17 protein-coding genes and 1 tRNA gene are annotated in these 20,912 nt (G+C 57.8%); 5 read left to right on the forward strand and 13 right to left on the reverse strand.

Annotated features, from left to right (window positions below):
• The 6 genes from rsxC to BLW10_RS07940 all read right to left on the reverse strand — a co-directional run bounded on the left by rsxC (position 1) and on the right by BLW10_RS07940 (position 5,013).
• Entirely contained in the window at positions 1 to 1,497 is a 1,497-nt protein-coding gene (gene rsxC / locus BLW10_RS07915; RefSeq protein ID WP_091333702.1) for an electron transport complex subunit RsxC, read from the reverse strand.
• Positions 1,494 to 2,033, reverse strand: coding sequence for an RnfABCDGE type electron transport complex subunit B (locus BLW10_RS07920; RefSeq protein WP_091333704.1), 540 nt, complete (start codon positions 2,031 to 2,033; stop codon positions 1,494 to 1,496). Before BLW10_RS07920 ends, rsxC begins: the two co-directional genes overlap by 4 nt.
• A 13-nt stretch (positions 2,034 to 2,046) precedes the next feature.
• Entirely contained in the window at positions 2,047 to 2,622 is a 576-nt protein-coding gene (gene rsxA / locus BLW10_RS07925; protein WP_091333706.1) for an electron transport complex subunit RsxA, read from the reverse strand.
• A gap of 349 nt (positions 2,623 to 2,971) precedes the next feature.
• Positions 2,972 to 3,847 carry an Hsp33 family molecular chaperone HslO gene (gene hslO, locus BLW10_RS07930; protein ID WP_091333708.1) on the reverse strand — a complete coding sequence of 292 codons (876 nt, stop codon included), beginning with the start codon at positions 3,845 to 3,847 and terminating at the stop codon, positions 2,972 to 2,974.
• Between the two features lie 106 nt (positions 3,848 to 3,953).
• Positions 3,954 to 4,030: transfer RNA gene (locus tag BLW10_RS07935), tRNA-Pro, on the reverse strand.
• Positions 4,031 to 4,044: 14 nt separating this feature from the next.
• Positions 4,045 to 5,013: a polyprenyl synthetase family protein gene (locus BLW10_RS07940; RefSeq protein WP_091333710.1), complete on the reverse strand. Its 969-nt coding sequence runs from the start codon at positions 5,011 to 5,013 to the stop codon at positions 4,045 to 4,047.
• A gap of 281 nt (positions 5,014 to 5,294) precedes the next feature.
• Here BLW10_RS07940 and rplU point away from each other — a divergent pair, with 281 nt between their 5' ends.
• The 4 genes from rplU to proB all read left to right on the forward strand — a co-directional run bounded on the left by rplU (position 5,295) and on the right by proB (position 8,284).
• Positions 5,295 to 5,609, forward strand: coding sequence for a 50S ribosomal protein L21 (rplU, locus tag BLW10_RS07945; protein ID WP_091333712.1), 315 nt, complete (start codon positions 5,295 to 5,297; stop codon positions 5,607 to 5,609).
• A gap of 12 nt (positions 5,610 to 5,621) precedes the next feature.
• Positions 5,622 to 5,879 carry a 50S ribosomal protein L27 gene (gene rpmA, locus BLW10_RS07950; RefSeq protein WP_091333714.1) on the forward strand — a complete coding sequence of 86 codons (258 nt, stop codon included), beginning with the start codon at positions 5,622 to 5,624 and terminating at the stop codon, positions 5,877 to 5,879.
• A 140-nt stretch (positions 5,880 to 6,019) separates the two neighbouring features.
• Entirely contained in the window at positions 6,020 to 7,132 is a 1,113-nt protein-coding gene (cgtA, locus tag BLW10_RS07955) for an Obg family GTPase CgtA (RefSeq protein WP_091333716.1), read from the forward strand.
• Between the two features lie 27 nt (positions 7,133 to 7,159).
• Positions 7,160 to 8,284, forward strand: a complete 1,125-nt coding sequence (gene proB / locus BLW10_RS07960; RefSeq protein ID WP_091333718.1) for a glutamate 5-kinase — start codon at positions 7,160 to 7,162, stop codon at positions 8,282 to 8,284.
• 103 nt (positions 8,285 to 8,387) lie between these two features.
• Here the strand turns inward: proB and BLW10_RS07965 are convergent, their stop codons facing one another.
• Positions 8,388 to 11,444 carry a discoidin domain-containing protein gene (locus BLW10_RS07965; RefSeq protein WP_091333720.1) on the reverse strand — a complete coding sequence of 1,019 codons (3,057 nt, stop codon included), beginning with the start codon at positions 11,442 to 11,444 and terminating at the stop codon, positions 8,388 to 8,390.
• Positions 11,445 to 11,620: 176 nt separating this feature from the next.
• Between BLW10_RS07965 and BLW10_RS07970 the strand changes: the two genes are divergently transcribed.
• A complete protein-coding gene (locus BLW10_RS07970) occupies positions 11,621 to 13,384 on the forward strand; it encodes an ABC transporter ATP-binding protein/permease (protein ID WP_091333721.1) in 1,764 nt (587 codons plus the stop codon).
• 323 nt (positions 13,385 to 13,707) lie between these two features.
• On the opposite strand, the gene BLW10_RS07975 is transcribed toward BLW10_RS07970, so the two are convergent.
• The 6 genes from BLW10_RS07975 to BLW10_RS08000 form a co-directional block, all read right to left on the reverse strand.
• Positions 13,708 to 15,249, reverse strand: coding sequence for a leucine-rich repeat domain-containing protein (locus tag BLW10_RS07975; RefSeq protein ID WP_143117034.1), 1,542 nt, complete (start codon positions 15,247 to 15,249; stop codon positions 13,708 to 13,710).
• 33 nt (positions 15,250 to 15,282) lie between these two features.
• Positions 15,283 to 16,914 (reverse strand): exonuclease domain-containing protein, encoded by a 1,632-nt coding sequence (locus tag BLW10_RS07980; RefSeq protein ID WP_091333724.1) that lies wholly within the window; start codon positions 16,912 to 16,914, stop codon positions 15,283 to 15,285.
• 19 nt (positions 16,915 to 16,933) lie between these two features.
• Positions 16,934 to 18,316 carry a leucine-rich repeat domain-containing protein gene (locus BLW10_RS07985; RefSeq protein WP_091333726.1) on the reverse strand — a complete coding sequence of 461 codons (1,383 nt, stop codon included), beginning with the start codon at positions 18,314 to 18,316 and terminating at the stop codon, positions 16,934 to 16,936.
• A gap of 66 nt (positions 18,317 to 18,382) precedes the next feature.
• Positions 18,383 to 18,775, reverse strand: a complete 393-nt coding sequence (locus BLW10_RS07990) for a hypothetical protein (RefSeq protein WP_143117035.1) — start codon at positions 18,773 to 18,775, stop codon at positions 18,383 to 18,385.
• A 134-nt stretch (positions 18,776 to 18,909) separates the two neighbouring features.
• Positions 18,910 to 20,139 carry a tetratricopeptide repeat protein gene (locus tag BLW10_RS07995; RefSeq protein ID WP_143117036.1) on the reverse strand — a complete coding sequence of 410 codons (1,230 nt, stop codon included), beginning with the start codon at positions 20,137 to 20,139 and terminating at the stop codon, positions 18,910 to 18,912.
• 227 nt (positions 20,140 to 20,366) lie between these two features.
• Positions 20,367 to 20,789: an adenosylcobinamide-GDP ribazoletransferase gene (locus BLW10_RS08000; RefSeq protein WP_342707516.1), complete on the reverse strand. Its 423-nt coding sequence runs from the start codon at positions 20,787 to 20,789 to the stop codon at positions 20,367 to 20,369.
• Positions 20,790 to 20,912 lie beyond the last annotated feature (123 nt).

Raw genomic sequence — 20,912 nt, forward strand, 5'->3', positions numbered from 1 at the left:
TCAGGACTCCAGTTCAGCCGCTTGCTTGGCGGCGGCCGCTTCCGCCTCGGCTTGTTTACGGGCGGCCAGCTCGCGTTTGCGTTGCTCCATCTGCTCGCGTTTAGCGCGTTTGATCGCTTCCATGCGAGCATTGCGATGCTCGGCGAGGCGCTTGGTTTCCATCTGTTTTTGTTTAGCGCGACCGCGTGCCGCCAGCTCGCCTTTAGCGTGATTGAGAAATTGCACGAGCGGAATGTGTCCGGGACAGACATAGGCGCAGGAACCACAGCCGATGCAATCCATCAGCCCGCGCTTGACTGCGCCCTCTAAATCACCGGCGCGAATGTGCGCGACCATCTCCAATGGCACCAGACCGCAGGGGCAGGCTTGCACACAATTTGCACAGCGAATACAGGGCCGCATCGCGCTCAGGCCGGTTTCCGCTGCTGTGAGTGCTAACACGCCGTTACTGCCCTTAACCATCGGCACGCGAATGCTCGGTAGCGGTTGACCCATCATTGGACCGCCGCTAATCAGACGCGCCGGTTCTTCCGTCAGCCCGCCGCAATGCGCGATCACATCCTGCACGCGGGTGCCGAGTGGTACGCGCACATTGGCTGGACGCGCAATCGCCGCGCCACTAACCGTGACCACCCGCGCCACCAGCGGATAGCCGTAGCGCAAGGCTTCATGCACGGCAAACGCCGTCGCAGGATTGTGAACGACGATGCCAATATCAGCCGTCAGGCCACGGGCTGGGGTTTCGCGTCCGGTCAGGGTTTGCACTAAATGCTTCTCTGACCCCATTGGATAGCGCGTCGGCAAGCGAGCCAGGCGAATCTGCGGATCAACCGAAGCGGCGACCGCGATGGCGGCCTGTGCTTCGGGCTTGTTGTTCTCAATGCCAATCACGATCTGGGTCACGCCGAGCGCATGGGCCATCAGGCGCACGCCATCAATCACCGCGTCGGCCTGTTCGCGCATCAGCCGATCATCACAGGTCAAATAGGGTTCGCATTCGGCCCCATTGATCACCAGCGTGTGCAGCGCGTACCGCTTGCGCAGATCGAGCTTGACCGCTGAGGGAAAGGTCGCGCCGCCCAGTCCGACGATGCCGGCTGCGGCAACGCGGGCGGCGATCTGCTCCGGCATCAGTGCGAACGGATCGGCAACGCCTTCCAGATGCTCGGCCCAGCGATCCGCGCCATCGGGCTGGAGCGTGATCGTCGGCACCGACAGCCCCGAGGCATGATGCGCCGGATATTGCCCAACGCCCATAATGCGCCCCGAAGTCGGCGCGTGAACCGGCGCGGAAATCACGCCCTGACCATGCGCCAACAGCTCACCTTTGGCCACGCGCTGCCCGCGCCGCACCACTGGACTAGCAGGCGCACCGATATGCTGTTGCAGCGGAATATGCAGCAAATCTGGCAGCGGCAGCGTCTCAATCGGCTGCTCGGCGGCCAAGCGTTTGCGGTCATCGGGATGGACGCCGCCGCGAATCTTGAACAGTTTCATGATGACAGCGCATCCTGTTGCGGTTTGGGCCAGTACCAGTTCTGCAAACTCGGCGCTAACGGGCGCATCTCGATGCCCTCGGTCGGGCAGATGTCGGCGCACAGCGAGCAGCCAATGCAGGCGTCGGCAAAAACGGCATGAATCATGTTATTTGCGCCCATGATCGCGTCCGTTGGGCAGCGTTTGAAGCATTTAGTACAGCCGATGCACAAGCCTTCGTTGACATGCGCAATCAACGGCTGTTGATCGGCTACGCCCGATAGATCGACGCTGACGCCAAGTAAGCTGGCCAGTTCTTCAGCCAGCGCCCGACCACCAGGCGGACAGAGCGTGACCGGTGCCGCGCCCGAAGCAATCGCCTCCGCCGCTGGGCCGCAACCGGGATACCCGCACTGGCCACATTGCGAGCCGGGCAACAGCGCCGCGACCTGTTCGGTGAGTGGATTGCCTTCGACCTTGAGATAGCGGGCGGCGAGTCCCAGCAGACCGCCGAGCGCGAGACCGAGCAGGGTGAGACTGGTGATAGCGGTAAACATATTGTTTTGACTCCTAAGCCAGTCCGGCAAATCCCATAAACGCCAGCGACAGCAGTCCAGCGGTGACGAACGCAATCGGCGCACCGGCAAAGGCAGCGGGCACCTGCAGCAACGCTAACCGCTCGCGCATTCCAGCAAAAATCACCATCACCAACGTAAAGCCGAACGCCGACCCCAGACCGTAGAGTGCGCTTTCTAAAAAGCTATGCTCTTCCTGCACATTGAGCAGCGCGATCCCCAGCACAGCACAGTTCGTGGTAATCAGCGGCAAATACAGGCCCAACACCTGATAGAGCGTCGGCGAAGTCTTGCGGATCACCAGCTCAGTGAACTGCACCACCGCTGCGATGACGAGAATGAAGGTGAGGATGCGCAAAAATCCGAGGTCGAATGGTTGCAGCAGCGCGTGTTCGAGCAGCCAGCCGGCCACGGAGGCAAGCGTCAACACGAAGGTTGTCGCCAGCCCCATGCCCAGCGCCGAGTCGAGCTTGCCCGACACGCCCATAAATGGACACAGACCGAGAAACTTGACCAGCACCACATTGTTGACCAACGCGGTTGCCAGAATCAGCAGGAGATATTCGCCCATCGCACCACAGCCCTTGCCTTGTCACTTGATGCGCGGGTTAATGCAAAGGTAGTGCCAGCCGTGAAAATACAGCGATTTGTGTTGGAACGCGGAACAGCGGATAGATGCAAGCAGACTAGATCGCGTGCATGTTGCGAGCGCAAAGGGAAGATAAATCTTTGAAAATCAGGGTGTTATACGATCAAACACAACAAAGGTAAGCGGGTGCGCTACCGAGCGAACCGAAGAGCGCACGCACGCCGATCTGATGTTCTGTGTTCGATAAGTAGGGATGTAACCTGCGGCGCGATTGTGAGAAACCGCACAGACGCTGGAAGCTAGAGCGGCACCAGCAGTTCGAGACTAATGCTCATTGAGTCGTGCTAGGCGGAGCATGATGCATCGCTGTCGCAAACAACTGGCGCACATCGACTGGATCAAAACGATAGCGCCGATTACAGAACTCGCAGGTGACTTCAACCGCGCCCTGTTCGTCGAGCAAACTCGTGATCTCGGCTTCATCGAGCAACCGCACCATGCTCTCAATGCGCGAGCGCGAACAGCCACAGCGAAATGACAGCGGCTCGGACTCAAACAACCGTACCCGTTCCTCGTGAAACAGCCGATGCAGCAGCGATTCAGTCGGTTGGCCGAGTAATTCCGCCGTCGTCAGCGTATCGGCAAGTAGCGTCACGCGCTGCCAATCGTCCTCGGTTGCGCCCGCTTCCGGCAAGCGTTGTAGCAGCAAACCTGCCGCCCGCGACGCATCGGCAGCTAACCACAGCCGCGTTGCAATCTGTTCCGAATCCGCAAAATAGTGCTCAATGGCATCCGTCAAGTGCGCTCCGGCCAATGGCACCACGCCCTGATAGGGTTGACCTGTGCCCTGATCGATGGTCAAAACGAGTTGCCCAGTGCCAAACTGAGCAGTCAGTGCCGCAACCGCCGGCACCTCGCCCTCCCAACGCGCCAGCCCGCGCATGGTGCGGGCGTGAGTCGCCTGCGCCACCAGCGTGCGAATTGGGCCAGAACCGTGAATTTGGAGAATCAACGATCCCTCAAACTTGATCGTCGCCGCCAGCAGCGTCGCAGCGGCTAAGGCTTCGCCGAGTCGTGCCACGACTGGTTTGGGATACGGATGGGCATCGAGCACGGCCCGCCAACTGGCATCCAGATGCACCAGATTGCCGCGAATGCCGGCCTGTTCAAAGAGAAAGCGTGAGCGGAGATCGGAGTCGTTTAGCATATTTTGTGGATGTTCTGTCCTGATGTCCTACGGCGCAATAGCGCCGACGCAGACACGAAAAAACCGGCCTAAGCCGGTTGATTCGATACGAGCAAGCTCGAAAAAATGGTCGGGGTGACAGGATTTGAACCTGCGACTTCTGCCTCCCGAAGACAGCGCTCTACCAAGCTGAGCTACACCCCGTAAGCGATAAGCTGTCAGTACGTCCGTGCAACAGCAAAATCAGCCAGTCCAGCGAGCGCCTCGGTTGCTGCTGAAGCCGGAAGCACACTGAGTGCTTGCTTGGCTCGCGCCGCGTAGGACTGTGCGAGCTGAATAGTATAGGCAATCGCGTCGGTTGATGCAATAGCCGCTGTGACCGATTCGATGCGATCCCGTCCGCCATGCTCGATGGCATCGCGTAGCAGCGCCCGCTGCTCAGGGGTGCCGACCTGCATGGCGCGAATAATCGGCAGCGTTGGCTTGCCCTCGTCGAGATCGTCGCCGACATTTTTGCCCAGTTCGGCATTATCGAGGCTGTAATCGAGCGCATCATCGACCAATTGAAACGCAATGCCGAGACTTAAACCATAGTCACGGGTCGCAGCTTCAATCTCCGGCGGCGCTGCGGCGAGCACCGCGCCGAGCTGGATCCCCGCTTCAAACAGCGTTGCCGTTTTGCGCGTGATGACTTCCATATACCGCTGTTCATCGGTATCGGGATCGCGCTCGTTGAGTAACTGCAACACCTCACCCTCGGCGATGCGGTTGGTCGCATGCGCGAGGATCTCCATCACGCGCAGGATACCGACCTCAACCATCATCTCAAAGGCGCGGGAATAGAGAAAATCACCGACCAGCACACTGGCATCATTGCCCCAAACCGTGTTAGCCGTCTCACGATTGCGCCGCAGTTCCGAGCCATCGACCACATCATCATGCAGTAGGGTCGCGGTGTGAATAAATTCGACCACCGCTGCCAGATCGATATGCCGCGCACCGCTGTAACCACAGGCGCGGGCTGCCAGCAATACCGAAAGTGGACGCAGCCGCTTACCGCCGCTGTTGACGATGTAGTGCCCGATCTGGTTAATCAGCACCACGTCGGATTGAAGTCGGCGCAAGATCAAGGCGTCCACGGCCTTAGAATCCTCGGCGACGGGTTGGCGAATCCTGGAAAGGTCCATGCGCATTTGGGATCTATCGAAGAATGGCGGCGGATGCTAGGGGCGAAGCTCCCCGGCGTCAAGCTAAACGCCCTCATGCCCTAGCGGTCAATGCGCTTAGAGTACGAAATTTCGCGCTATTGGTCGATAACTGGCTGACACACGGGCGTTCAGGCGGCGAAACGGTGCGGAGCGGCGCAGCGAAGGGCATTGACCTGAAAAGATTTTTCTGATTGAATTCCGCTTCTTTTTCCGGCGCGGAGCGTCGGGCCTATCCGAACACTCCTGGGGATCTTCAGAACATGTACGCGGTCATTCAAACCGGTGGCAAGCAATACCGGGTTTCCGAAGGTGACACGGTCAAGATCGAGAAGCTGACTGCCGAGGCGGGCGACAGTGTCCATTTCGAGCAGGTCTTGATGGTAGCCGATGGCGAGAGCGTCAAGGTCGGTCAGCCGTATGTGGCTGGTGGTAAAGTGACCGCGACTGTTGAAGCGCACGGGCGCGCCAAAAAAGTCAAGATCATCAAATTCCGCCGTCGCAAGCATCATATGAAACGTCAGGGCCACCGTCAGTGGTTCACGGCGGTCAAGATTACCGGCATCAGCGCCGGCTGAGGGTCAGCACACATGGCACATAAAAAAGCAGGCGGTAGTTCACGTAACGGCCGCGATTCCGAATCCAAACGACTGGGCGTCAAAATCTTCGGCGGCCAGCAAATCCGCGCCGGTGGCATCATCGTGCGGCAGCGCGGTACGCGCTTTCACAATGGCGCTAACGTCGGCTGCGGCAAGGATCACACCCTGTTTGCATTGACCGATGGCGTGGTGAAGTTCATCACCAAAGGCCCGAAAAACCGCAAGTTCGTCACAGTTGAGAACGCCTGAGTTCGCGTCGGAGCGGCGCACAGCCTGCCGCGACGGAGTCTAAACATTCCGCGCTGGCCTGTTTTTCTCACGCTGTTCGCGCTGATCGCGAAGCCTCGTCCTTTGGGCGGGGCTTTTTCTTTTTTTGAGATCAAAAATTTATGAAATTCGTCGATGAGGCCGTCATTCGGGTCGAAGCTGGCGATGGCGGAAACGGCTGTGTGAGTTTTCGCCGCGAGAAGTACATCCCTAAGGGTGGCCCAGACGGCGGCGATGGCGGCGACGGTGGCAGTATTTACCTGATCGCTGATAACAACATCAACACCTTGGTCGATTTTCGCTATCTGCGCAAACATCGCGCCGAGCGCGGCGAAAACGGCAAAGGCAAGCACATGACTGGGCGCAGTGGTCAAGATCTGACGGTGCCGGTGCCGGTCGGGACGCGGGTGTTCGATCAAGTAACCGAAGAACTGATCGGCGAGCTGCTCGAACCCGGGCAGCGGCTGCTGGTCGCGCAGGGCGGTTTTCACGGCATCGGCAATGCGCGGTATAAATCGAGCACCAATCGTGCGCCGCGTCAGTCCAAACCGGGCACGCCGGGCGAGCGCCGCGATCTGTTTCTTGAATTAATTCTGCTCGCTGATGTCGGGTTGCTCGGCTTTCCAAATGCCGGCAAATCATCACTGATTCGCACTGTTTCCAGTGCGCAGCCAAAGGTCGCCGATTATCCGTTTACGACGCTCTATCCGAATCTCGGCGTGGTGCGTGTCGGTGAACGGCGCAGTTTTGTGATTGCTGATATTCCCGGCGTGATCGAAGGCGCAGCCGAGGGCGCAGGGCTGGGGATTCATTTTTTAAAGCATTTAGCGCGGACGCGCTTGTTATTACATCTGGTAGACAGTGCGCCGCTCGATGATAGCCAAGATCCCGCCGATCAGGTACGCAAAATCGAAGCGGAATTAGCGGCATTTGGCGCGGGGCTATTAGAGAAAGAACGCTGGTTGGTATTAAATAAAATCGATCAATGCACTGCTGAAACTAGTGCCGCTCGGCAAGCGGAAATCATTGCGCAACTTGATTGGCGCGGGCCAGTGTATCAAATTTCTGCGCTCACTGGTGCGGGAACGGAAACGCTGGTGAATGATTTAATGTATCGCCTCGAAGCACTCAAAACCGATCCCGACAGTCCAGTTGTCGCGCAATCCGCACCGAATAATTCCGAGTGGGATGAATTTGACGCCTCAGCAACCGGCGACTGGCATCCTTTAGATTAGCTTGCGATTGACACACGAATAACAACGATGATCTCACGCGATAACATTCCGAATACACGCCGCTGGGTGGTTAAAATTGGCAGTGCGTTACTGACCCGCGATGGTCAAGGGTTGGAGCGGGCGATGCTCGAACCCTGGGTGGCGCAGATGAGTGCGCGGCGGCAGGCCGGACATGAAATCGTGCTAGTGTCTTCTGGTGCGGTCGCTGAGGGCATGGCGCGAATGGGCTGGCGGCGGCGACCGCAAACGCTGCATGAATTACAAGCAGCGGCGGCGATTGGTCAAATGGGTTTAGTGCGGGCTTATGAAGCCTGTTTTCAAGCGCATGGCTTACATACCGCGCAGGTGTTATTAACCCATGATGATTTATCGAATCGCTCGCGCTATTTGAATGCCCGCAGCACGCTCCGCACGTTAATTAAATTGGGCGTGATTCCAGTCATCAATGAGAATGATACCGTTGCAACGGATGAATTGCGTTTTGGTGATAATGATACGCTCGCGGCCTTGGTGGCAAATTTAATCGAAGCTGATTTATTGATTCTGCTCACCGATCAAGATGGTCTTTTTGACCAAGATCCGCGCCACAATTCTGATGCACAATTGATTCCGCAAACACGAGTTAACGATCCGCTGCTTGATGCGGTGGCTGGCGGCAGTGTGACTGGATTAGGTACCGGCGGCATGGTGACTAAAGTGCGAGCAGCGCGGCTTGCGGCGCGTTCTGGAACGCCGACGATTATTGCGCCGGGGCGTGGTGAGCAGGTATTAAGCCGAATTGGTGCCGGTGATGCGGTTGGGACAGTATTAATTCCGGCGCAAGAAGCACAGGCGGCGCGTAAGCAATGGCTTGCCGGACAGCTTCAAGCGCGGGGGCGTTTGGTGCTTGATGCCGGTGCCGTGCGAGCGGTGCGCGAACAAGGCACGAGTTTATTAGCAGTCGGCGTGAAAGCAGTGCAGGGCCGATTTAATCGCGGTGAGGTGGTGATCTGTCTCGATGAATTAGGCCAAGAAATCGCTCGCGGTTTAGTCAATTATGATGCAGATGAGGCCGAGCGGATTTGCGGTCAGCCATCATCCAGTTTTCAGACAATTCTCGGTTATCTCGATGATGAGGAATTGATTCATCGTGATAATTTGGTGTTGATGTGAGGCCAGAACGCGAAAAGATGACGGCGCTATAAAGTGATAGTTTGTCTAATGATGAAGCTCTAGCGCCTCGCTTCATCATTAGATCGACGGTATTCAATTCAACTCACCCTACCAACACCACCTCAGCCGGCAGTGTTTTGACATGCGCCTCGGTTGCATTGAAATCACGACTTGGCTGGCCATTGATGGTCACGCTCACCAACGGCCCCGGCACGGGCGGCGCTAACCACAGTCCACCAAGCGGACAGCGCACCGCACCACTAATCCGCATCTGCACGGCCCCACCATCAAACCGCTCAAGCTCTAAATCTAAGCGCCCGTAGCGCGTCGGCAGGCCACGCACTTGCACAGCTCCAGCCGCGAGCCAGTCTAAAGCAATCCCCGCTGCAATCACCAGCGACCGATCCGCTTCGCGTTCATAAACAAATAAATCACGGAATACCAAGCAATATTCCGCGCCAATCCAAGCATGAGGTAAATCGCCCTGATGTCCGGGGGCGCGTGGATCACGCCAAGTGATTTCCGGCCATTGATTCCAAACCGCTGGTCGGCGTTCATTGAGATAGACCCGCAGTAATTCATGTGCTTCAGCGCGTCGCCCTAAGCGAATCAATGCACCAACAATACGAATTTCATACGCGGTGTAATTCGTCCAGGGCACGGGATTCACGCCATGCACAGCGCGGAATCGCTGCATAAATAAATCAAAACTGCGTTGCAGTGCGGCAATCGGTAAGCGGTGCGTTTCATTAATCAAGGTCAGGGCATTGGCCGTTGCCGTCGGATCGGGATCAGCCCATTCGACCGATCCGGGAAGAAAATCAATGCCGCGTTCGTCCATGACGCGCTCCATTGAGACATAGAGCGCGGCACTTAACGCATCGCGTAAACGCCCATATTGCGCCGCACGCTGTGAATCGCCGAGCACTTGCGCTAATTCGGCTGCATCTTTGAATCCGCGCACCGCCCAGAAATCATCCCAATAAGAATGCACCGGATGCGCTAAATAGCCTTCATGGCTCACGGATTCTGGCAATAATCCAAAACAAGCGCGGCGCTCCGGCGCTTGATAATGCGCGGTTAATCGTTCGGCGCGTAACTGTTCTAAATAATTCACGGCGCGACAGACCGCCGGCCATAGCGCCTCCAGTCGCGCCCGATCTCCGCCAAATCGCCAGGCTTCGGCGACCGCAAAGATGAATTGTCCGTGACTATCATGCTCGGCGAGCCAATCGATGCCGTGCCGATCCACGCAACAGGGCACATTGCCGTCTTCAGCCTGAAATTGGGCATACCAGTCGATGAACGCTGCCGCTTCGTGATCGAGACCAAAGCGCCACAACGCCGCCGCCATCACTGCGCCATCGCGGATCCACGAGCGGGTATAGCGACGCGGCCCAGGCTGGAGCGCCGCGCCATCGCGGTTGAGCAAAATGTGTGCAAGCGATCCCTGACAGCCGTGCAGATAAACCTGCGCACAGTCGGGCAACTGGAATTGCACGCGCCCGAGCCGTTCGGCCCAATCGGTCAGCGTCGCATTGAGCTGCGCTTCGACCGCGTGCGCCATGCCAATTAACTCACGCGGATGGGCCGCTTCGTGTTCACCGAGTGGCGCAGCAACCCAGATGGCGTGCTGGGCGTGCGGTTCCAGATTGAATTCAAAGCGCAGCGCGGCGGTGGCCAGTCCGTGAGTTGCGGCGACCTGATGTTGTTCACGGCGCGATTGAGCATCGAGACTCAGTGCTTCAAAACCACAGGGCGTCGATAAAGGTACCAGCGCCAGCCGCTCATCGACGCGCACATCGCCCTGTTCCCAAACCAGTCGCTCGATCTGCGCCACCCCGCCGATGCCTTGATAGCTTTGCCAGGGCGGGGAGACCTGAAACGGCCGGAGCGCCACCTGTAACCGTGCCGTGAGCGGTGCAGTATCGAAGTTTTCCAGTCGATAGCGGATAAACAGCCATGCTCGCCCGGGCGCACCCTGCGCAAAGGCGGTGATCTCAAAGCGCCAGGTGTCGCTTGTCCAAGTTGAACACGGAATCGGCAGTGGCGGCTGGAGCAGCGACGGTGCAACCGTACACTCAGCCCAGGTGACGCGCTGACCGTCGATGGTCAACAGCGGCTCGATCAGCGGCCCAGCGCGTTGCACCTCAATCGCGCCTTCTTCATTGAACAGCGCCGGAAGCGTGCCATCGGGAATGTCAAGCGGCGTCCAATAGGTCTGTTCACGATACAGCCAGCGTGGATAGTGACCGCGTGGGGCGAGTTCGGCTAAACGGTGGACGAAATCGTCGAGCGAGCGGGCGAAGGTTTCGGCCTTGAGATCAACGGCAATCAGCGCCGGTGGCACCGCGTCCGCCGATTCCGGTAGCGCCAGCCGCAACCAGCGTGAACAGCCATCGGGGAGATAGAGCGCCGTCTGCCGCGCTTGGGTGCCGGTGGCTGTCACCAGCGTGCGCCACTGCTCGCCGTCATCGCTGGCGAGGAGGGTACAGGCCGTCGGTTCGGTGTCCGCCCACTGGAGCAAGATGGCGCTGTAATCACGCGCTTGACCAAAATCGAGATCGAGCCACGCCGGAAGCTGCTCCGCGCACCACGCGGTATCCGGCCGCCCGTCGCACACGCAGCTTGCGTCCTGTCCGGCGCGAGCACTGGAGGCGTGCATCAGCGGCGGCTGTGACGGGGTGCGATCTTCAAGCTGCAAATCAGCAAGCCAGAGCTGCCCGCGTCCGCCCGGCCCGGCGGTAATCGCAATCTCCAGTGCGCCAATCTCACGCGGCGCACCGCCACCGGTCGGCCCCCAGCCAAATGCCAGCTCGCGACTGCTGATGCGCAACTCGCGCCAGTCCGATTGAAAAGCGAAGGCTTCATCACGAAAGCGCCAGACATTCTCGCCGCTCGGATCGATCAGTTTGAACTCAAAAGCATTAGCTGGCGCATCGGCGCGCACCCAGATCCGGAACGCGAAACTCTCCGGCAACTGCAACGCCAGCAAGCGCCGAGCGACCACAAAGCCGCCGCCCTCGCCAAAATCAAACTCCAACCGTAGCGCCGCGCCAGTTGGCCCGACAGTGGCGGCCAGCTCCAACCGCGCCTGTCCAGACACAACCGCCGACCAAGCGGCAAGCTCGCTGAAATCATCCAGTGTTAAGCAGTGCATGGGGCGTTCCTCGACGCTCAGGGCGCGGTCTGGTCGTTGTCCACGCCGCGCATGGACTGGGGTGGCGAATGCATCGTGGTGATAAGCCGCGCTAGGCTATACTGCGTGCGGTCTAAAGTCACCCGATGCACACCCTAATCCATTTCTGCCGCCACGTTCGACGCCGTTTGATCACCATGCACCGTTTGTTTTGGTCATTGCTCACAACGCTGCGCGTGCCGATCACGCCGGCCATCTGGTCACGTTTTGTGCGGATGTTACAGCAACTCAGTTGCTCGGAGGTCGGCGGCAAAACCAAAGCCCTATTTGTGCTCTTGATCCTGTTTTTATTTGCGATCAATGGCCTGAACGTACTCAATAGCTACGTCAACCGCGATTTTATGACCGCGATTGAAAATCAGGACATGGGCGAATTTGTCCGCTATGCCCTGTTATTTATTGGCGTGATGGGATTATCGACCGTCGTCGCGGTCATTTATCGCTATACCGAAGAAAGTTTAGGCTTACTCTGGCGCAAATGGCTCACCGAACGGGCGATTGACCGCTATCTCGAAGATCGCACCTATTTTCGTCTGCATACCACCGGCGAATTACCGAATCCCGATCAACGGATTTCAGAAGATATTCGCGCCCTGACCGCAACCACGCTCTCGTTTACGCTGATGTTTCTCAACGCCAGCTTTACCGTGATTGCCTTTTCTGGCGTGCTCTGGATGATTAGCCCGCTATTATTTGTCGTCGCCGTCGCCTATTCGATTCTCGGTTCATTGCTGACGATTTATCTCGGCAAACCGCTGGTAAAACTCAATTACGATCAACTCGACCGCGAAGCCAATTTTCGGGCGCGTCTCGTGCATGTGCGTGAAAATGCCGAATCTGTCGCACTGCTGCGCCGCGAAGAACGGCTCCGTGCCCGACTCCGCGACCGCTTGAATCAACTCACCGCGAATTTTCAGCGCATTATTGAAATCAACCGTAATCTCGGTTTTTTTACCACTAGCTACAATTATTTAATTCAGATTATTCCAGCACTCTTGGTCGCACCCTTATTTATTCAAGGTGAAGCGCAATTCGGCGTCATTACGCAATCCGCTATGGCCTTTGGGCATTTGCTGGGTGCATTTTCATTGATTGTCACGCAATTTCAGTCGATCTCGAATTACACCGCTGTGGTAGCGCGGCTCAATGCCCTGCGCGAAGCGATGAATCAAGAGCGCACCGAACCGGCACCGCGTGTTGAATTTTGCACCGATTGCGGCAGTGTTGCCTTTGAGCATTTAACCCTGCGCTCGCCGCGTGATGGGCGCGTATTGCTGCACGATCTGAGTTTATCGGTGCCATCAGGGGTCTGTTTATTAGTGCGCTCGACCAGTGAAGCGGCAGAAAAAGCCTTATTTCGCGCCACAGCGGCACTGTGGCCACAGGGTGAAGGGCGGATTTTACATCCGGGACATGATGCCATCTTTTTTCTGCCAGAACGCCCCTATATGCCGCCCGGCACCCTACGGGAATTACTCTTGCGGCCCTGTCAAGAGCGTTGGCTACCGGATTGGAAAATCATTGATTGTCTGGATGCGCTGCATTTAACTGCAACACTTAATAAAGCAGGTGGCTTGGATGCTGAACGGAATTGGAGTGATTTATTATCACTCGGCGAACAACAGCGCGTTAGCTTTGCGCGGGTGTTATTAGCTGCGCCGCGCTTTGTATTTCTCGATCATCCCAGCCGCAGTCTAAGCGAATGCCCAATTGGAGAATTGCTCAATTTATTGCGGCAGCAGGGTATTACCTATTTGACGTTAGGTGATCGCGACGACGACCCGCGTTTTTATGATCGTCAACTTGATATTGCTGCCGATGGAAGCTGGCGATTGCGTCCGCCGTTGTTTCAGGATCGCCGCCATCATGAAGCAAATCCGTCTACGCATGGGAATGACTGAAGCACCATGATTATTGAATTTAACAGGCCAGATCAGTCTTGAAAATTAAACCGAACCTGACCCGTTACCCATGACCCGTTACCCACGTAGGCTGCGCTAGGATTTTCAGGTGCTAGACGGCGATCCACCTAACCCTTTTTTGGACTTCACTTCAAGCCGTCCGGTTTAAGATCTCGGCAACCAAGCAGGCTAACCAAACACCGCTATCCAGACCCGCCGTTCAGGCTTCGCCGCAACGGCGCGGCCAGATCAACGACGTAGATCGGCGGCTTGATGCCGTTGGTTTCGGTGTCGAGGAGGAGCCAGGGGGGGTGGTGCATGGGTTACCACCATTCGATTTTGAGATTGGCCGGGGCATTGAGAAGGCGGACAGACTTACCGCACCAGAGCCTGGTCAGCCTCGGCAGCGGCGAGAGATCCAGTTCGGTGATTCGGTTGCGGCGGCAGTCGAGCGTAGTCAGCCCCGGCACCAGTGAGAGATCGAGCGCCGTGAGGTGATTGTTGTGACAGTCGAGTGTGGTCAGTCGCGGCACTGGCGACAGATCCAGCGTGGTGAGTTCATTGCGCTGGCAGTCGAGCCAAGTCAGCCTCGGCGCTGACGATAGATCCAGCGTGGTGAGTTCATTACTCTGGCAGTCGAGCATGGTCAGCCCCGACATTGATGACAGAACCAGCGTGGTGAGGTGATTGTTGCGGCAGTCGAGCGTGGTTAACCCAGACACTGGCGACAGATCCAGCGTTGTCAGATGATTATTGCGGCAGTCGAGCATGGTTAACCCAGACACTGGCGACAGATCCAGCGCGGTGAGGTGATTGTTGCGGCAGTCGAGCGTGGTTAACCCAGACACTGGCGACAGATCCAGCGTTGTCAGATGATTGTTGCGGCAGTCGAGCATGGTCAATCGCGGCACTGACGACAGAACCAGCGTGGTGAGGTGATTGTTGTGGCAGTCGAGTGTGGTCAGTCGCGGCACTGGCGAGAGATCCAGCATGGTGAGTCGATTGCTGTAGCATTTGAGTGTGGTCAACCCCGGCACCGGCGACAGATCCAGCATGGTGAGTTCATTGCTCTGACAGTGGAGCGTGGTCAGTCCTGTCACTGGCGAGAGATCCAGCGTGGTGAGTGGATTGAACCCGCACGAGAGCGTGGTCAGCCTAGTCACTGGTGTGAGATCCAGCTTGGTGACTTCATTGCCATAGCAGTGGAGCGTGGTCAACCCCTGCACTGGCGACAGATCCAGTTCGGTGAGTTGGTTTTCCCTGCATTCGAGGTAGGTCAGCCCCGGCACCGCCGAAAGGTCGATCCAAGATAATGCAATGGATCTGCAATAGAGGCGCTTCAGATAAGGCAGATTAGGACACAATATGCTGTCAGGCTTCGGCCATTTACCTATTAAGCCCAGCGTCTGGATTAGCAATCCCAACCGCCACGACTCAGGCACAACCGGCAGACGCTTGAAATCCCAAACCAGACTCCGAATAGCACCATCCTCAACGATAAAAACGATGGAGTCCCACCTTTCCCAGTCTTTAGGCTTTAGCCTCGATTCCTCCAACTGCTCCAAAACCCATTCCGGCTTTTCACCCAACACCTCGGCCCAATCCAGAATCTGCCGATAATCCGGCTCGCGGAAGACGTACTGTCCCAGGCGAAAGCGCGCCATGCTCAGCCCGTGCGCCTCGGCCCGCGCCAGCAGATCGCGCGTCATGCGCGCAATGATGGGATGGGTGCGCCGTTTAACCTCACCGAGTTCGGTTCCAGTGCGCGCCACTAAACCACGCCCGTCAGCCTCCGTGCGAGAATCCGCCGATTCCGTCGGCGGGCGGTCATCCGACTCTCTTTCAACCACGCTGTGACTCTCCATCAAGGCCATCCGTTCGCGCACCTGCGCGGGGCATTACCCCGGCGTAGCTTCGCCAAACGGATTCGGTGCACCAGTGAGCATTTCGATTTCCGCCGCCAGTTCGCACGCCTGCGCATCGAGCGCCGCAATCTCCGCCTGGATCGCTTCCGCTTGGCGCTCGGCGATGGTATCGAGCACCTCGGGATGCTCCTGGCTGTGCTGATAGAGCCGATAATCCTCGCTCTCGCGGAGCTGCTCCAAGTCCTCAAGCACGCTGAGGATGCGCATCTGTAAGCCCTCGTAGAGTTGGCGGAGGCGCTCGACATCATCGCTCTGATCACTGAAGTCGAGACCGCCGCCGATGCCCTGACGGGCGAGGAAGGCGTTGGGATCGGCCGCAATCTCACGCAGTTGCGCGATGTCGCCCCGATCGCGCGCCTGATTGATCGCCTGCATCAACAGCACATAGCGCGCCTGCTGCTCGGGATCGTGAGCGAAACGATCCGGGTGATAGAGCCTGACCAGTTGGCGATAGAGCTGTTTGAGTTCCCCTTGCTCGGCTTCGCTCAATTCGCGCTGCTCGGCGGCTTCAACGGCGGCTTCCCGATACGCGCGTTCGCTCTCGGCGCGGGCCTGGGCGTACTCCGACGCAACCGCCTCGGCGGCCTCTTCGCCCTCGACCATCAGGGCGTCGAGAAAGCGGCGCTGATGCTCAATCTGCAGGCGGAGCTGATCGAGGCGTTCATAAAGCGTGCGTAAGCGGGTGAAGAGGGTAGCCTGGACTGTCGCGACGGCGCTGTGCGCGGCGGCTAAGTCGGTTTCCAGATCGGCCAACCGCAGGCGTGCCGCCTCGATCAGACGGCGCAGGGTGGCGCATTCCGGGTCACGGTACAGCACCAACCCCGCGTCGGTCTCCGCGACCACAGGCGGGGGGCACGCCGGTTCGGGCGCGTCGTCGAGCCGGTCGAGATACCAGCGGCCCATTTCGGCGCTGCGCGGGGTGCTGGAGGCGGCGAGCCATTCGAGCCAGCCGAGCAGGTCGGCGTCGTGGCGGGCTTCGCGGAAGTCGCGGCCTTTGTATTTCCAGAAGGCGAGTCGGGAGGGAAACCAGGGGGCGTCAGCGTAGGCGCTCAGGGTCTCCCAGGTGGTGAGTCCGCGCGCCTCGGCCAGCGGGCGCAAGATCTGTTGCAGCAGGTCGACGACGGTTTCGACATCGCCCAGGGCGGTATGGGCGCCGCGCGCGGGCAGGCGATAGAACTGGCGTAGGGTTTGGAGTTTGCAGTTGCCCGCTGGGACGGGGTCAAGCAGGCGTTGGGCGAGACGCAGGGCGCAGAATCCTGCCTGTCCGATGGGCGCACGGCCCAGCCGTTGCCACTCGGGGCGCAACACCTGATCCAGGTCGTAGCTCAGGTTGTAGGCGACCAGCGGGCGCGCTTCGGCGTAGTCGGCGAAGGCGTCATAGACGGCGGATGGCGGTTCGCCGTCGCGTTCGAGGATTTCGCGAGTGTAGCCGTTGACGCGCGCGGCCTCGGGAGGGATGGCGACGCCGTGATTGAGCAGACGGACGAATGGCGCGCCCTCTGGCTCCCAGCCGCGCATCCGCTGCGCCGCGAGTTCGACGACGTAGATCGGCGGTTTGAGGCCGGTGGTTTCGGTGTCAAGGAGGAGCCAGGGGGTTTGGTGCATCGGGTTAGTCACTCAAACTCTAGAATGCGATACCGTCGTAGTCGCAAGAGACAGGGAGGTTAATACAGCGGACGGAATACTCGCATTTAAGAATGATCAGCCCCTGCACCGGGGTCAGATCCAGCTCGGTGAGTGCGTTGTCCTTGCAGCTAAGCGAGGTCAGCCCCGGCACCGGTGTTAGATCCAGGGCGGTGAGCCTATTGCTCTCGAAGCCGTCGTTTCTTCTGCCGCAGAAGAGTACAGTCAACCCCGGCACCGGGGTCAGATCCAGTTCGGTGAGTTGGTTTTCCGAGCAGTCGAGGTGAGTCAGCCCCGGCACCGGGGTCAGGTCCAGTTTGGTGAGTTGGTTCTTATTGAAGAAGAGCTCGGTTAGCCCCGGCACCGGGGTCAGATCCAGGGCGGTGAGTGAGTTCCACGAGCAGTCGAGCGTGGTCAGCCCCGGCACTGGGGTCAGATCCAATTTGGTGAGTTGGTTGTACGAGCAGTCGAGCGTGGTCAGCCCCGGCACGGGCGTCAGATCCAGTGCGGTGAGTGGGTTGCCATTGCAGTCGAGCGTGGTCAGCCCCGGCACCGGGGTCAGATCCAGTTCGGTGAGTTGGTTTTCCGAGCAGTCGAGGTGAGTCAGCCCCGGCACCGGGGTCAGGTCCAGTGCAGTGAGTGGGTTGCCTCCGCAGTTGAGTGAGGTCAGCCCTGGCACCGGTGTTAGATCCAGGGCGGTGAGCCCATTGCTCTCGAAGCAGCCGATTCCGCAGAAGAGTACAGTTAGCCCCGGCATCGGCATCAGATCCAGGTCGGTGAGTTCGTTGCCCAAGCAGTAGAGGTGAGTCAGCCCCGGCACCGAAGTCAGATCCAGCTCGGTGAGCTGATTGTAGCAACAGTTCAGTTGAGAGAGCTGAGGTAAGGGCGGGAAGTTCAAGGCCGTGAGTGTCTTCTCGGGCCAGCCTATCAAACCCATTTCACGGATCAACAATCCCTCACGCCACGGCTTGAGCGCCATCGGCAAGCACTCGAAATCCAACACCAGGCTGCGAATCGCGCCATCTTCAACGGCAAAGGCGATCGGTTCCCAATGTTCCCATGTTTTAGGCTCTATCTTGGATGCTTCCAACTGCTCCAACACCCAGTCCGGCTTTTGCTGCAACGTCTCCGCCCAATCCAGAATCTGCCGATAATCCGGCTCGCGGAAGACGTACTGTCCCAGGCGAAAGCGCGCCATGCTCAGCCCGTGCGCCTCGGCCCGCGCCAGCACATCGCGCGTCATACGCGCAATGATGGGATGGGTGCGCCGTTTAACCTCACCCAGTTCAGTTCCAGTGCGCGTCACTAAACCACGCGCATCAGCCTCGCTGTGAGCATCTGCAGACTCAGATGGCGTGCCTTCGCTTGAAAACGTCTCGATCATGCCGCGAATCCTTATCTATTACCTGACCAAATCCAATACAGGCGACCGATGTGCAGATACGCTCAATCACCCAAAAACGACTGGAATGATCATGCTGTCGGGGTAGAGCGCGCGCACATCGCTGGTGTCCTCCATGCGGTTCCAGGCAATCACCCGAACGGCAAAAAACAGTGCAACTTGGCTATACGCATTACTTTCAAGTTCCTCGTTTAATTGAACCATTGCGCCAAATAGCGACATGCGGTATTGATCGACATGGTTCCGCATAAACGTAAAAGTATCCTCTGACGCAGAGTCTTGAAATAGCAACTTATGCGCTTGCTGAAAAACCTGCGTATCCAAATCGATCAGTGCATGACCTAAGTGTGTCGTCATATTCTGTTGAAATGGCAAAAACACCGCTGCATCATGCTTCGCACGCAAAAAGGATTCAAATGCCGGATCCAACTGCCCAGACAATGCGTTCGGTCTCCCTCTCAAATCGTTCTGCCACTGATTAAAAAATGACAAGAAAATTCGAGCCTGAAACCTTTTTTCCAGAGGCGAGCGCGCAGTTTGGGTTACTCGTTGGTTAGGTGTTTTCCGGGATCGACTTACCGGCCCTTCCCGAAGATTAACGATAGAAGTGAACCGGATTTCTTCTGCTGCTCAAGCATTCTGAGCTTTTCTTTGGCGTCAGTATCGCCATTTTCTGCTGCTAATCGATACCAGCGGATCGCTTCAGCAGTGTCTTCCCGTACTCCCTTGCCATGTTCATAACATTGAGCCAAGTGGAACTGAGCAAATACAACGCCACTAGCGGCAGCCAGCTTATACAAACGCACCGCTTCGGGGTGATTGGCGGCTACGCCGATACCTCGCTCGTAAAGATAGCCGAGGTTATACTGTGCAAACGGGTCTCCTTGATCGGCAGCGAGCCGCAACCAACGAGCGCCCTCGGACGGATTCTGCGGAACGCCATCACCCTCCATGTACAAGCTGCCGAGAAAGCCCTGGGCATCCCGATTTCCAGCTTCTGCAGCAGATCGAATTAATGGAATCCCCTTCGCTGGATTGCGCGGACACCCGATGCCCTCGGCAAAATGACGTCCGAGAACATACTTCGCTTCGATGTTCCCTTGTTCCGCTGCCGCTTGAAGCTTCTTTAGTTCAGTAGGAACGCCCGCACTTTGGTTTCCCCACAATTTCGGAAGCATTGCGAAACTAGCGGGATATACTTTCTTACCCCCGGATGAGGCCGCTTCGACACGATTTCCGTCGATATCTTTGTGCTCGAGTTCTATGCCTAGGATTACAGGGAAAAAGCGTAAGGCATCGCTAAAGGAAGAGAGGCGCAGGCCGCCAACTTCGCCGCCTGCGACTTCGATGAAAGCTGACCGCTTGTCAAGCCCTTGCAAACCGGCAGCCGCCCAACTCAACGTCGCCGACTGATACTGGAAATAATACCAATAAGAATATTCAAGCTCGATCACGCTAGCGTCGTCGCCAGCCTGCGCAAGATTCAGTCTGTCAGCCCAGTTAGAAGGCTTCGCGTTTCCAACCGCTTGGTCGGCATTCATCATTTGAAGAAGGCGAGGCCTGAGCACCTCGGCTTGGTATTTTCTCTTAAGACCGATGATATGGTTCAGCGCCTGATTGTGGTCCGAAAACCGCTGAGCCCCGGAAAAGCAGGTCTCGATTTGGGGCCACATGCCATCCATGGCATACAAGTCATAGAAAAGGTTTATAAGGACTTTCTCGGGATATTCCTGTTGCGAGTATTGGTTGCGCCACGATTGCAGCTTTTCGATTGCGCCCTGACGCGGGCCGGACATATCGAGCATCGGTTTTTCTCCTTGTTTATGCCTAACGTGAAGGCTACCGCGACCCAAGGCCCGCTGGCACGGCGCTGCGGCTCGATAAGATGCGCGCGCGGGCCTTGGGGTCGCGGGTGAGCCTTTTGTTAGCGGTCGATGTTCGCTGGAAATAGGGGTCTTGGAAATAGGGGAAATAGGGGGAAATAGGGGGAAATAGGGGTCTGGAAATAGGGGTCTGACCCCTATTCCCCCCCCTATTCCCCCCTATTTCCCCTATTTCCCACTTTGAGCGCCGCCCATTTTCCGAGCAACGTCAGCACGATCACCGTGACCGCCGCCGGGCCGCTGCGCGGGTCTTTCATAATATCTAGCGTGCGTTCGCGACTGCCGAGGCCGCCGATCCAAGCATCGGCGCTGTCGGCCAGCCCGTCGAGATGCAGCGCCCCACTCGACCAGACCCACACCAGCAAGACCAGTGCCGCCGCGACCTCGGGCGGAGCAGCAGCGCGTACCAGCACGAAGGCGACGAGTGTCGCCACTGCGCCCATCAGCAGGCCGATGACCGGGTACCAGGGAACGGAGCGTCCAGTTTCTGATGGTTGCGTTGGGCCGGGGTCAGGAACAGGCAAGCGGCTGAGAAAGCGACCGGCGATATAGAGGGGGCGTAAGGCTGACATGCGCTGCTGATTTAATTCTGCTAAATGGTATATACTAACCTGATACCGATTTTTCGTTTTTGACAATTAACCGATAATAGAAAAATTCTCTGTCAGCAAAGAACGCAGCTCGCTTTTGTATTG

Source organism: Allochromatium warmingii (assembly GCF_900107145.1).
Classification (GTDB): Bacteria; Pseudomonadota; Gammaproteobacteria; order Chromatiales; family Chromatiaceae; genus Thermochromatium; species Thermochromatium warmingii.

What these genes read in the sequence shown, in the direction of transcription:
- rsxC (WP_091333702.1), bottom strand. Translation starts at nt 1,497, where the DNA reads ATGAAACTGTTCAAGATTCGCGGCGGCGTCCATCCCGATGACCGCAAA.
- BLW10_RS07920 (WP_091333704.1), bottom strand. Translation starts at nt 2,033, where the DNA reads ATGTTTACCGCTATCACCAGTCTCACCCTGCTCGGTCTCGCGCTCGGC.
- rsxA (WP_091333706.1), bottom strand. Translation starts at nt 2,622, where the DNA reads ATGGGCGAATATCTCCTGCTGATTCTGGCAACCGCGTTGGTCAACAAT.
- hslO (WP_091333708.1), bottom strand. Translation starts at nt 3,847, where the DNA reads ATGCTAAACGACTCCGATCTCCGCTCACGCTTTCTCTTTGAACAGGCC.
- BLW10_RS07940 (WP_091333710.1), bottom strand. Translation starts at nt 5,013, where the DNA reads ATGGACCTTTCCAGGATTCGCCAACCCGTCGCCGAGGATTCTAAGGCC.
- rplU (WP_091333712.1), top strand. Translation starts at nt 5,295, where the DNA reads ATGTACGCGGTCATTCAAACCGGTGGCAAGCAATACCGGGTTTCCGAA.
- rpmA (WP_091333714.1), top strand. Translation starts at nt 5,622, where the DNA reads ATGGCACATAAAAAAGCAGGCGGTAGTTCACGTAACGGCCGCGATTCC.
- cgtA (WP_091333716.1), top strand. Translation starts at nt 6,020, where the DNA reads ATGAAATTCGTCGATGAGGCCGTCATTCGGGTCGAAGCTGGCGATGGC.
- proB (WP_091333718.1), top strand. Translation starts at nt 7,160, where the DNA reads ATGATCTCACGCGATAACATTCCGAATACACGCCGCTGGGTGGTTAAA.
- BLW10_RS07965 (WP_091333720.1), bottom strand. Translation starts at nt 11,444, where the DNA reads ATGCACTGCTTAACACTGGATGATTTCAGCGAGCTTGCCGCTTGGTCG.
- BLW10_RS07970 (WP_091333721.1), top strand. Translation starts at nt 11,621, where the DNA reads ATGCACCGTTTGTTTTGGTCATTGCTCACAACGCTGCGCGTGCCGATC.
- BLW10_RS07975 (WP_143117034.1), bottom strand. Translation starts at nt 15,249, where the DNA reads ATGGAGAGTCACAGCGTGGTTGAAAGAGAGTCGGATGACCGCCCGCCG.
- BLW10_RS07980 (WP_091333724.1), bottom strand. Translation starts at nt 16,914, where the DNA reads ATGCACCAAACCCCCTGGCTCCTCCTTGACACCGAAACCACCGGCCTC.
- BLW10_RS07985 (WP_091333726.1), bottom strand. Translation starts at nt 18,316, where the DNA reads ATGATCGAGACGTTTTCAAGCGAAGGCACGCCATCTGAGTCTGCAGAT.
- BLW10_RS07995 (WP_143117036.1), bottom strand. Translation starts at nt 20,139, where the DNA reads ATGCTCGATATGTCCGGCCCGCGTCAGGGCGCAATCGAAAAGCTGCAA.
- BLW10_RS08000 (WP_342707516.1), bottom strand. Translation starts at nt 20,789, where the DNA reads ATGTCAGCCTTACGCCCCCTCTATATCGCCGGTCGCTTTCTCAGCCGC.